This window comes from Chitinophaga rupis, from assembly GCF_900109685.1.
GTDB classification, from domain to species: Bacteria; Bacteroidota; Bacteroidia; order Chitinophagales; family Chitinophagaceae; genus Chitinophaga; species Chitinophaga rupis.
This window is the reverse complement of record NZ_FOBB01000001.1, coordinates 759,888-772,752: the sequence shown is the minus strand read 5'-3', so window position 1 is coordinate 772,752 and position 12,865 is coordinate 759,888. Positions and strand designations below refer to the sequence as shown.

The 12,865-nt window shown below is 45.2% G+C and carries 6 protein-coding genes; 5 read left to right on the top strand and 1 reads right to left on the bottom strand.

Annotated features, from left to right (window positions below; genetic code table 11):
* Positions 1–280: 280 nt before the first annotated feature.
* From BMZ54_RS02995 to BMZ54_RS02975, 5 genes are all read left to right on the top strand, one after another.
* Complete coding sequence (locus BMZ54_RS02995; RefSeq protein ID WP_089906656.1) at positions 281–3,430, top strand: SusC/RagA family TonB-linked outer membrane protein; 3,150 nt, start codon at positions 281–283, stop codon at positions 3,428–3,430.
* A 29-nt stretch (positions 3,431–3,459) separates the two neighbouring features.
* Positions 3,460–5,184 carry a SusD/RagB family nutrient-binding outer membrane lipoprotein gene (locus tag BMZ54_RS02990; RefSeq protein ID WP_162277455.1) on the top strand — a complete coding sequence of 575 codons (1,725 nt, stop codon included), beginning with the start codon at positions 3,460–3,462 and terminating at the stop codon, positions 5,182–5,184.
* Between the two features lie 24 nt (positions 5,185–5,208).
* The gene (locus tag BMZ54_RS02985) at positions 5,209–6,063 is read left to right on the top strand and encodes a hypothetical protein (protein WP_089906654.1); all 855 of its coding nucleotides are present in this window, start codon (positions 5,209–5,211) and stop codon (positions 6,061–6,063) included.
* A 765-nt stretch (positions 6,064–6,828) separates the two neighbouring features.
* Positions 6,829–9,981, top strand: coding sequence for a SusC/RagA family TonB-linked outer membrane protein (locus tag BMZ54_RS02980; RefSeq protein ID WP_089906653.1), 3,153 nt, complete (start codon positions 6,829–6,831; stop codon positions 9,979–9,981).
* 19 nt (positions 9,982–10,000) lie between these two features.
* On the top strand, positions 10,001–11,413 hold the full coding sequence (locus BMZ54_RS02975) for a RagB/SusD family nutrient uptake outer membrane protein (protein WP_089906652.1): 1,413 nt from the start codon (positions 10,001–10,003) through the stop codon (positions 11,411–11,413).
* Between the two features lie 88 nt (positions 11,414–11,501).
* Here the strand turns inward: BMZ54_RS02975 and BMZ54_RS02970 are convergent, their stop codons facing one another.
* Positions 11,502–12,659, bottom strand: a complete 1,158-nt coding sequence (locus tag BMZ54_RS02970) for a TlpA disulfide reductase family protein (RefSeq protein ID WP_202909124.1) — start codon at positions 12,657–12,659, stop codon at positions 11,502–11,504.
* Positions 12,660–12,865 lie beyond the last annotated feature (206 nt).

Sequence of the window (12,865 nt, the reverse complement as noted above, 5' to 3'; positions counted from 1 at the left end):
CTCACATGATAAGAAAACCTGGTTTTTATGGGTAAATTTTTTAATTCAACTTTGGCACGACCCGGTCTCTTATATTTATCCAGGTCGTTAAAGCTATGTTAATGATTTACATAGTTGCTACAGCAAATAATGCCCTATGTGATAATTTATAAATATTTATAATATTAAAATTTGAACAAACTTTTTGTCGGCAAACTTTGACTTTTTAAAGGCTGAATTACATTTTTTTACGTAAATTATTCTTGTTAATCGCTTTAATCAACCAAAATCTAACTCATCTATGAAAAAAGAGCTACTCGTATGGCTTCTCACAGTCATTAGCGCTCTCCACGTTTCTGCCCAATCACGAACAGTCACAGGAAAAGTTACGGATGTAAAGGATGGTTCCCCTTTACCCGGTGTGACGGTGCAAGTCAAAGGAACAAACAAGGGGGTTTATACCAGTGGGGAAGGGACTTACAAAATTTCTGTAGACCAGGGAGCTACCCTGGTGTTTTCATTTATCGGTTATTCAAGTAAGGAAGTGGCAGTTGGTAATGAAGCTACCATCAGCACTGCATTGTCAGCTGATAACAAACAGCTGGGTGAAATTGTGGTAACGGCCGTAGGCATCCGCCGTACCGAAAAATCGATCGGTTATTCTGCCACCACCGTAAAGCCGGACATACTGGTGCAGAAATCAGAGCCGGATATGTTAAAGGGCCTGCAGGGTAAGGTTGCCGGGGTGGATATCAGAACCTCCCAGGGTACGCCCGGCGCAGCCACCAGGATCAGCATCCGCGGTAATACTTCTTTTTACGGCAATAATGAGCCGCTGATAGTAGTAGATGGTATTCCATATAATAACGACCAGGTAACTACTTCCAGCCAAACATCCGGCGGTGGCGCCTATTCCAGTGGTTTATCTTCCCTGGATCCGAACGACATTGCCAGCATGACGGTGCTGAAAGGCGCGGCAGCAGCAGCATTGTACGGTTCCCGTGCATCTAACGGCGCATTGGTGATCACTACCAAATCCGGTAGCGCCAGCCGTTCCAAGAAGGGCTTAGAGCTCACCTACTCTACCGGTCTTGCATTTGAAACGGTATCCAACCTGCCGGTGTACCAGAATAAATACGGCGCCGGTACACTGTTCAACTACGCCAATGCCAATGGTTCCTGGGGCCCTGCCTTTGGAACGCTGGATTCCATTGATGTTTGGACGGATTATAAAAATGCTTTCCCGGACCTGTTCCCTTCCGGTAAAGTAGCTTACCGCGCTCATCCCAACAACGTAAAAGACCTGTTTAAAACAGGTACCGTATATGAAAACTCTGTAAGCGTAAATGCCGGTGATGAAAAAACCGCCATGAGCGCCACCGCCTCTTACCTGAAGCAGGATGGCTATGTACCTAATTCCAGCTTTGACCGGGGCAACTTAAGCATAGGCGGCAGCACCCGGCTGGATATGGGGCTTACCGTAAGCGGCAACTTTGCCTACTCCCGCAGCACCCAGGTAGGCGGTGTGTTTGGTGAAAACCAGGTAGACGGAGCAGCATCGTCCTTTGCACGTAACCTGTTCCTGGCACGTAACTGGGACCTGAACCTGCCATATGAAGATGCCAATGGCCTGCCGGTATCTACCAGTAAAGCGCAGTATGATAACCCGCGCTGGTCATGGGCACATAATACCATTACCACTACCACAGACCGTTATGTGGCTGGTTTAAAACTGGGGTATGATATACTGCCCTGGTGGAATGTGAGCTACCAGATAGGTACCAATACCAATAACTTCTTCCGCCGGGAAATTACCGATATAGGCTCCCGTGCAGCAGAAGGCAAGGGCCGTATTATTGAGGAAAGCTACCAGTTCCAGGAAATAGAATCCAACTTTTTATCAACGTTTACGCCTAAACTAAAAAATGAGGATTTTGATCTGAAGGTTATTTTAGGTCATAACGTGAACCAGCGTACCATGCGGAGCGAAACTTCTACCGGTAACGAGATTGTTGCTCCGGGCATTTACACGATGGCCAATACCAAGAGTGTGCTGCCTTCCACAGACTACTTCCGCCGCCGCTTATGGGGTGTTTTCGGAGATGTGGAATTTGGTTATAAGCAATTTGCGTTCTTAACCTTAACCGGCCGTAATGACTGGTCATCTACCCTGCCCAGTAATAACAGGAGCTACTTTTATCCCAGTGTGGCCGGTTCATTTGTGTTTACCCAGGCATTTGGTATTGAAAGCCATGTGCTGAACTTTGGTAAGATCAGGAGCAGCTGGGCAAAAGTAGGCCGCGATGCAGACCCTTACCTTTTAAAGAACCTGTTTAGCATTAACGCACCATTCCAGGGCCAGTCCGGTTTAATACAAAACCCATCCGCCGCCAATCCTAACCTGAAACCGGAGTTTACGAAAGACTTTGAAATAGGTGCTACGTTAGACTTCCTGGATAGCAGGATCACCCTGGATGCTGCATGGTATAGCCGTGTTTCCACTAACATGATCGCTAATGTTACATTACCCGCATCTTCCGGTTTTACACAAGTAATAGACAACTTTGGTAAGCTGACCAATAAAGGGATTGAATTAGACCTGAACATTATACCGGTTAAAACAAAAGATCTCACCTGGGCATTACACGGTGTATTTACCAAGAACAGGAGCATAGTAAGAGAATTGGTACCTGGCCTGGAACGTGTACCGCTGTCCAACATCTTAACAGATATATCTCCATACCTGGAGCCTGGCAAACCTTATGGTTACCTGCGTGGTTCCAAGGATTACCGGGATGACCAGGGCAACCTGCTGATAGATCCGTCTACCGGTTTGCTGATCCGTTCTACAGAACAAGGTATGATCGGTGACCCGAACCCTGATTTTAAAGCAGGGTTCAGCACCTCACTTAACTATAAGGGCTTTTTCCTGAATGCTCTGTTTGACTGGACACAGCATGGCGATATGTACTCTGTAACCGTTAGCTCCCTGCTGGGCCGTGGTGTAACCAGGGATACAGAAGACCGTGAAACAGCCCGCATTATTCCGGGCTATTATGGTGATGCCAATACCGGCAAGCCCCTGTTAAATGATAAAGGAGAGAAGATCAGGAATACAACTGCAGTAAGTATGAATGAGATGTACTTCGGTGAATCATTCGCTATTAACTCCGCTACAGAATGGAATGTGTATGATGCTACTTTGTACACACTGCGTGAAGTAACGCTGGGTTATGATTTTCCGAAAAGCTTCTTTAAGAAAACACCTATTGGCGGTGTTACCTTAACGCTCTCCGGCCGTAACCTCTGGTACCTGGCGCCTAATTTCCCCAAGTACACCCGGTTTAACCCCGAAGCTAACAGCTTTGGTAATACCAACGTACAGGGCATTGAATTATCCGCTGCGCCTACTACCCGCCGCTTTGGTGTAAATCTGAAGGTTACGTTCTAAAATTTATGAAACTGAAAAAACGGAAAAAAATGAAAAGAATAATCTATGGTTCTTTGGTAACGCTGGTGATGATGACCGGTTGTACTAAAAACTTCCTGGATATAAATAAAGATCCTTACCACCCGGAGCAAACTTCCTTAAACCGCCTGTTACCCACTGCAGAACAGGGGTTGGGATATGCGCTGGGCTTTACTAATGATAACCGCGGCGCCCGTGGTTTAACAGAAGTACTGGCCGTATATATGCACCAGGTAACTGTACGTGAATCCCCTGACCAATATGGTGCAGATGGGAATGAATTTAACATTAACGGCGCCTGGAAAGGTATGTACAGCAGCTCCCCTGCACAGGTAGGGTCTGACATATTAGGTTCTTTGCAGAATGTGGAGGTGATCATAAACCAGGCCACGGAAGAAGGTAATACCATTTATGCTGGTATTGGTAAAGTATTGAAAGCATATGCTATTAGCCAGATGGTGGATGTGTTTGCAGATGTGCCTTTTTCTGAAGCCAACAAATTGATATCAGATGGTATCCGTTTTCCCAAGTATGACAAAGGCGCTGACATCTATCCGCAATTATTCACTTTGCTAGATGGAGCTATCGCTGATCTGAATAATGCGGATGCCCCCAATACGGCTGTACCTTCTGCAGATGATATTATTTATGGAGGAGATGCAGAAAAATGGACCAAAGCAGCTAACAGTATTAAGCTGAAATTGTATAACCAGGTAAGGCTGGTACAGAATGTATCAACCCAGGTAAATGCGCTCATTGCCTCCGGTAACCTGATCAGCGAAACATCCGAAAGCTTTTTACTGCCTTACGGAAAAGGAACTACTCCCGATGACCGTAACCCTGGCTTTAATGATTATTATGCCGGCCAGAAAACACACTATCAAAGCCCCTGGTTTTATGAAACATTAAAAGGGTATCACCAGAACGTACTAACTAATAATCCGGATCCCCGCCTGCCTTATTACATGTATCGCCAGCTGAAGGCAAGTGCAGCTCCGCAAAACCCTTCTGAGTACAGGGATGGTGGTTTCCTTTCTATTGTGTTCGGCTCTGTAGGCCCTAACCGCGACTGGTCACAGGACCAGAGCATGACGGTTTTTGGCATTTACCCCGTAGGCGGCCGTTATGATGATGGTGCAGCCATAAAAGTAGATGGTACCAGCGGTACTGGTGCTGCGCCCTACAAGTTCCTGACGTATGCAGATGTGCTGTATATAGAAGCAGAGCTGATGCATGCCGGCGTGGCCACAGGTGATGCAAAGGCCACTTTCCAGGCTGCCCTGGAAGAATCTTTTAAACAGGTGGATTATGTAGTAGGCCTGGTTGGTCCCAGCCAGAGTGTACCTGCAATAGCCGGTACAGCGGCTGCCACTACTTACCAGGATAAGGTAATGGCGGAATATGATGCTAAACCGGCTGCAGGCAAACTAGAGTTGATCATGACAGAAAAATGGATTGCCAGCTTCGGCAGCAGCATAGATCAGTATACAGATTACAGGCGCACAGGATATCCTGTTCTATTCAATCCTAAGGATCCTGTAATGGCTCCTGGTGGACGCTTTCAGCCGCCTATTAACGGTGATGTTACACACCCGGGCGCACAGCCTTCAATACAGGTACAATTGCAGCGCGCGTACCCGCTGTCGCTGCCCTGGAGTAATGATGACCTGAATGTAAATGCAAATGCGCCCGCCCAGAAACAACCGGCCTCTTACCCGGTATTTTGGGATAAGTAACTGTTAATGCTAAAAACAAAAAGTATGAAGAAGATATTGAGCTTAATAATATTATTTGCGGGGGTTATTGCTATAAACGCCTGCCGCAAGGATAGTGTGAAGTTACCGGATGGAATCATCCGCACGGTGCTGCCACAGATCATCAAAGATACCAGCGCGGATGTATTGATCCAGGACCCTGCTACTTTTAAAGGCCGGTTTAGTGTAGGCGTGTTCTTTAAAGATGATATAAAGCCTAAGAAAATGGATGTGGTAGTGATCATGAACGGGGATAAGACTAAGGTTAAAACCCTGAAGGCCGATATAACATCTTTCCCAACTGCTGTGGATATTACGGCAACAAGCCTGGCCACACTTTTTGGCAAAACTGCCGCTGATATACAAACAGGTGATGTGTTTGAAATAGGTGCAGATGTTACGCTGAACGACGGTACTTTAATAACTGTTTTCAGAACAGATGGCACAGAACCTTATGGCGGTGATGCACAGAACTACAATGATGCCAGCCTTACTGTACAGTATAAGAAAGTATGCGCGCTTGACATTAATGACCTGGTAGGCACTTTCACTATGGACGATCCTGATTTCTGGGGAGGCACTTACAAGGTAACCACTACGCTGGCAGGTAATGTGCTTACCGTACATAACTGGATAGAATTTCCCAGCAGCACGCTGAAGCTAACTGTGAATGAAAAAACGCAGTCCGTTACAGTGCCCAAACAGATCACTGTTCCGGGAGCTGCTTACGGGTATCATAACTGGACATCCGTAGGTAACGGCGACATTAACGCCTGCGCTACCGCCATTACCCTGAAGCTTACCAATACGGTAGATGAAGGTTCCTTTGGCGCAGCTACGATGACGATGACCAAGGATTAATTTGCCGGTTAATACTTAAAAAAGAGGAGGCCTTCTTAAAGAAAGCCTCCTCTTTTTTTGCTAAATAGTTAAAATGCTGCTACAAAATTTTACTAGAAAAGTTTAGCAGCAGGTGTTATTGAAGTAGAATAAGTATATGATATCCAATATATAAGGTTTGCATATTTGTTCTTCGTATAACCATTAGCATAATAATTACATTTTAGTTGTACATGTTAAATTCCTACTAATTTTATATATTGCATCGGAATTATTCACAGAGTTACCAGAATCTAATTTAAACCGGAATCTAAACTTGAAATCATTATCGTGAGAAAAAGGCTTATCTAAAGCATTCCATTTGAGTTACTGAGAGAACTATTGCCAACAACCCGCTGATAGTGTAACATCAATTGCTTTAAGAGCTGCTATCTATGAAAATTTGTAACTGTACTTATAATAACCGTTAAGTTCCCAGGTAAACATCCCAGCTGATATTGATGATACCTTTGAAAACTTTAATAGTTACAACACTACTGTAGTTGGATTCTTCACGTTTTTAATTAGGCGAACCAGCTTCGAAGCATAGCGTGCTTTCGGATCATTAATCTATTGGCATTATCGCAGAATATAGGTGAGAATTTTTTTAATCTAAACAGCTTATAACGCTTATGAAATGTACTTAGTTACCCAACTAATACTTGCAGATCGCTTACTGCAAGCATGACGCCCATTGGCTATTCACTTTCCTAAAAATCTATCAACTAAAGTCAAGTCAGTTTTTTTATGAAAAAAACATTACAGCTTTTGTTACCCTTGTTGCTCATTATCTTCAGTGTAATGGCACAAGACCGCACCGTTAGCGGTACTGTAACATCAAAAGAAGGTAACACGCCTTTGCCGGGTGTTACTGTTCGTATTAAGGGATCTTCAACCGGTACCAGTACGGATGTTAACGGTAAATATTCACTCAGCGCCGGCAATGGCCAGGTGTTGGTGTTTAGTTTTATTGGTTATGTAGAGCAGCAGGTTTCTGCCGGCCGTTCCGAGATCAATGTATCATTACAGCCTGACAGGCGTGCGCTGGATGAAGTAGTAGTAGTAGGTTATGGTACCAAACAGATCAAGGAAATTACCGGTTCTGTAGGCAGCGTAAAAGGCACCAAAGTAGCTGCCGAACCTATTCCCAGTTTTGACCAGGCATTATCCGGTAAAATGGCCGGTGTGCAGATCACTTCTGCAGGTGGTGTGCTGGGTGATGGTGTTTCCATCCGTGTACGTGGTGTGAACTCTATTTCCGGAAGCTCATTGCCATTGATCGTAGTGGATGGTATTCCCATGAACAACACAGAAAACGTAAACCTTTTTAACAGTGGTAACGGCACGCGTTTTAACCCGTTAGCATTGATAAACCCGAATGATATTGAATCTATTGAAGTACTCAAAGATGCAGGTGCATCTGTAATGTACGGCTCAAGGGCTGGCAATGGTGTAATACTGATCACAACCAAAAAAGGGAAAGCAGGTACTGCCCGTATTTCCTTTGATTCAAAAGTAAGCTGGAGCCAGGCTTCCAGGCTGCCCGATCTGTTAAATGCTGACCAGTTCACCACCATCAATAATGAAAAGATCGCGAATGCTTCCAACAGGTTTGGTACTGGTGTAGTGATTGCAAAAGACAGTGATATTGATGGCGATGGTAAACCAGACCGTACAAACTGGCTGGATGAATTATACCGTACTGGTTTTACGCATGATAATTCAGTGGCTATTTCCGGTGGTGCTGAGAAAGTATCCTACTATGGCTCTGTACGTTATATAGATCAGCAAGGCATCAGCTTTGGTAACGAACTGAAAACCGGTCAGGCGCGTTTGAATCTGGATGTAACACCAAAAAAATGGTTGAAAGCAGGCATCAACATTGCTTATACCAAATCATTGAACAAAGGTATTTTAACAGACCGTTACCTGGCAGGAGCTACTGTTTCCGGTCTCAACGCATTCCCGAACGTAGCGATACATAATCCCAATAACATCACTGGTTTTAACTTAAGCGCAAACGGCTTAATGGGATTTGGTAATAACATTAACTCTGTAAACGGTACCAACCTGATACAGAATAACATTTATAATGCCATTGCAGCAGCTACCCTACAGAAAAATGATAATACTCCGCAGGACCTTTACGGTAATGCATATGTAGAGGTACAGCCTATTCCAGGTTTGAAGGTGACTTCAAAATTTGGTGTTGATTACTTAAGCAATTTTGAAGATCAGTATAGCAGTCCTTACATCGGTGGTTTAGGTTTATCCTTTAATGGTCTGGTACAGGATTATTACAGAACCCGTAACCAATGGGTTTGGCAGAACTTCCTAACCTACGATCATACCTTTGCTGAGAAACACCGTGTATCCTTTACCGGTGGTACGGAATACCAGTACACCAAAGAACAACAGATCTATACCGGTGCCTCCGACTTCGCAGATCCTTTCTTTAAGAACATTATTGATAATACCTACTCTGGTAATGATGCCGGTGGTACCCTGCAGCTGTTGTCTGGTGGCAATCTGTTCTCTAATGGCCTGGAATCATATTTCGGCCGCGTAGGATATACTTATAACGATCGGTATTCCCTGGAAGTAGCATTCCGTACGGATGCATTTTCTGCATTTGGTGAAAGCTCCCGCTGGGGTAAGTTCCCCTCCGTATCTGCAGGCTGGATTATCAGCCAGGAATCTTTCATGAAGAATGTACCTGTTATCAGCTATTTGAAACTGCGTGGCAGCTATGGCCAGGTGGGTAACTCCCGCGGTATTGATTCTTATGCTGCCCGTACCCTGTATGGTGGTGGTTTATATGCTGCACAAAATGGTTTCTCCACTTCCCAGGCTGGTAATGCTAACCTGAAATGGGAAACTTCCAAGAAAACAGATATTGGTGTTGATGTGAACTTGTTCAATAACAGGATCAGCATTGTTGCAGACTACTTCAAGAACAACATTACCGGTTTATTGCTGAAAGCGCCTGTATTGTATACTGTAGGTATTCCGAATGCATCTGTTACTACCAACATTGGTTCCATGTATAACACCGGTTTTGAGTTTACAGCAAATGCTACCGTATTAACATTAAAAGACTTTACCTGGACCAGCTCAGTAAACTTTACCTGGGTTAAGAATAAAGTTACCGGACTGGTAACTTCCTCTGATATCGTAGATGCTAACTTTTCTGCCGGTGTTGCCAGTGTTGGCAGACCGTTAGGCGAGTATAAACTGATCCGTTGGGCAGGTGTAGATGCGAACAATGGTAACTCAATGTTCTATACTGCCGAAGGTAGTATTAAATCTTATGATCCCGTAACTAAAAGATGGACACTGGACGGCAAGGATACCACTGCGATCAGCAGCCGTGACGCCGTTTATACCGGCAAATCCGGTATGCCTAAGTTCTATGGTGGTTGGGATAACACCTTTACCTACAAGAATTTTGATCTGAACATATCCCTGGTATACACTGGTGGTTTCTACGTGTACAACTCTACCAAATCTGCTATGCTCACCAACTATTTCCAGAATAACTATGCAGATATTATGGACCGTTGGACTACCCCTGGTCAGAAAACAGATATTCCTAAACTGTACCAGAATGATAACGTAGGCAACCAAACCTCTACCCGGTTCCTGGAGAAAGGTGATTTCCTGCGTGCACGTACCATTGGCCTGGGCTACACCTTCAGACAGCCGGTATTTTCAAGGATCGGTATTTCCAACCTGCGGTTATATGGCCAGGTGTATAATGCATTTGTGATCACTGGTTACAGCGGCCCTGACCCGGAAGTGAACTACAACCGGAATAACACAAACATTGCTACAGCAGTGGATAACCGCGCTGTTCCGCAACCAAGAACATATACACTGGGTTTAAATGTTGGTTTCTAATTCGTTTTAAACAGCACACATGAAAAAGATGAGATTTTTGATAAATATGGGCATGATCGGATGCATGCTCACCTTAGGTTCCTGTGAGAAACAAGTCTTCGAGGAACCTTTTGCGAACCTTTCTCCGGCCGATGCTTTCAGCTCTCCTGAAAGAATAGCAAAAGCTGCTACCGGCATGTATGATCAGCTGCAGAACCGGGAATATTTCGGCGGCCGCATTCTGATCTATGCAGATATCAGAGGTGTGGATGCAGGGGTACCATCCTATTTTGGCCCGATGTCCCAGTTCACAGGCTTACTGTCAGATAATAATACTGTAAGTATTTCATGGAGAGACGCTTACCGTACCATTTACGAAGTCAACAACTTCATGAAAGGGCTAGAGGCTAATCCCGGCAAGGTTTCTGCAGAACAAACAGCACAGTATATTGGCGAAGCTAAGTTCATTCGCTCTCTGTGTTATTTTTACCTGGTGAACATGTGGGCACAGCCTTACAAATTCACGGCCAGCGCCAACCATCCTGGTGTGCCTTTGATCCTGACCGTTGCTGATGATCCTTTTGCTTCCAGCAACCAGGTGCCCCGCAATACGGTAGCAGAAGTATATAATCAAATGGAAGCCGACCTGCTGGATGCAGAAGCTAAGCTGGCCTATCCTGCAGGACAGGTAAGGGAGTTTGCCGACGTTGCACGCGCCACCAAAGGTGCCGCACAAGGTTTGCTGATGCGTTTGTACCTGTACAAAGGCGATTATCAGAAAGCGCTGGATTATTCCAATAAGCTGATCACGTCCGGAAAATATGCGCTGAATACAGATGGCCCGGTAACAGCTTTCCGTACGTATACTACGAATGAAAGCATTTTCTCCGTTGCGCATAATGGTGCAGATAATCCGAATACGAATAATGCTTTAGGCCAGCACTATGCTCCGGATAAGAGAGGGGATATTCCTATCAGCCCTGACTATGTTGCCTTAATGGGTGTTACTGATAAACGCAGAACAGAGCTGGTAAGAACTTATGCGCCTACTCCCGGTACTGTATGGACCACTAAGTATACCAGTATTTCTGACTGGGTACCTGTACTGCGTTACAGCGAAGTACTGCTGACCAAAGCAGAAGCGCTGGCTAACCTGAGCACTGCTGTAGATGCAAATGCTGTAGCCCTGATCAATGAAGTACGCACAAGGTCTGCTGCAACGCCTGTAGCGCCGCTGACCAAACAGGCTTTAATTGATGCCGTATTACTGGAAAGAAGGATTGAGCTGGCATTTGAAGGTCAGGGAGAGCTGGATTTCTTACGTACTGGCAGAGGCATACCCGCACACTCTACTGTGAATGCACAACCTTACGGCTCTGACTTAGTGGTATTGCCTATACCTAAATATGATACGGATCAGAATCCGAATCTTCAACAGAACCACGGTTATTAATAGCGATTAACCAAGGTAAACGTGAAAGGCTACCAATTATTGGTAGCCTTTCACGTTTTATAATGCCGCTGTAACACTACTAACTTAATTACTTCACCACTTCCTGCAGCTTCTGCTCCAGCGCATCGCCCCTTAAATTAGCAGCGATCACCTTGCCCTGCGGATCTAATAAAAAGTTGGTAGGAATAGCATTAATACCAAACAAAGGCACTACTGCAGAATCCCAGAACTTCAGGTCACTTACATGGTTCCAGGCCAGGCCATCAGATTGAATGGCTTTGAGCCAGGCATCTTTTTTCTGATCCAGGGAAACGCCTAATACCGTAAAGTTCTTATTCTTGTATTGCTGGTAAGCTTTTACAACGTTGGGGTTTTCCATGCGGCAGGGTTTGCACCAGCTGGCCCAGAAATCAACCAGCACATATTTGCCACGGAAAGATTTCAGGCTTACCACTTTACCGGAAGGGTCGGGTAAGGAAAAATCCGGGGCAGTATCGCCTACTTTTACCGCAGTCATGTTTTCTTCTTCTTCGCCACCGCCGCTGGCATTAGTGCCCTGCTGCTCCATTTCCGTCATACGGGCGGCCAGGCTTTGTACCAGGGTATTTTCCGGGAAACGTTTTTCTATGCTGCCTACTATCTGTTTTTCCTGGATCAGGATGTTCGGGTTATTGATCATGCTCAGGGCAAAAACAGCATTGGCGGGGTAGGGTGTTTTTTCTGCATAGCTCAGGAACGACTGTTGCAGGTCCTGCTCTTTTTGCTGTAAAGCTTTTACTTTTTCCTGCAGAATGCTGTCGGGGATCTTAGCTGTTTGCAGACTGTCAATCACGCGCATTTCGCCGGTCAGCGCCTGGCCTTTTTCATTGGCATCTGCCAGTAATTGCTGCAGTGCTTCAGAGGCTTCGGAACCTTCTATTTTAATTTTATCCAGGTTATCGTAATCGCCTTCTATTTTCATGTCGCCGGCATCCAGCGCCAGGATGATATATTTACTGTTACCAAAACGGATACGGTACAGGCCCTGCTCCGGTACGGTGCCTTTCAGGGTAAATTTACCGCTGGCATCCTTCAGGGAAGTAGTATCCGCTACCTTTACTTCCTTCAGGGTCAGCTCCTCCAAAAATACGGGACCCAGGGGAGCATTGGTTAAATGAACGGCTATGTTAAAAGTTCCTTTCTCCGCCTGCTGACCGCAACTTGCCAGCAACACGCCCAGGGCCAGCCAATATGTTATTTTTTTCATGAAAAATATTTTACGCTCTATATGCAATGTGCATTCCATCATTATCCCATCCGGAAAAAAAAGGAGTACTGATGAACAATTGATCACCCAAAAGTAAGAAACAATGCTGGAAATTAGTCCATGGTGCACGGCCCATGGTCCATAGCCCGGTTTATAATGTCGGGTACTGCATAAAAAGCAGGAGGAAAAATGGAGCTGTCACATCT

What these genes read in the sequence shown, in the direction of transcription:
- BMZ54_RS02995 (WP_089906656.1), top strand. Translation starts at nt 281, where the DNA reads ATGAAAAAAGAGCTACTCGTATGGCTTCTCACAGTCATTAGCGCTCTC.
- BMZ54_RS02990 (WP_162277455.1), top strand. Translation starts at nt 3,460, where the DNA reads ATGAAAAGAATAATCTATGGTTCTTTGGTAACGCTGGTGATGATGACC.
- BMZ54_RS02985 (WP_089906654.1), top strand. Translation starts at nt 5,209, where the DNA reads ATGAAGAAGATATTGAGCTTAATAATATTATTTGCGGGGGTTATTGCT.
- BMZ54_RS02980 (WP_089906653.1), top strand. Translation starts at nt 6,829, where the DNA reads ATGAAAAAAACATTACAGCTTTTGTTACCCTTGTTGCTCATTATCTTC.
- BMZ54_RS02975 (WP_089906652.1), top strand. Translation starts at nt 10,001, where the DNA reads ATGAAAAAGATGAGATTTTTGATAAATATGGGCATGATCGGATGCATG.
- BMZ54_RS02970 (WP_202909124.1), bottom strand. Translation starts at nt 12,659, where the DNA reads ATGAAAAAAATAACATATTGGCTGGCCCTGGGCGTGTTGCTGGCAAGT.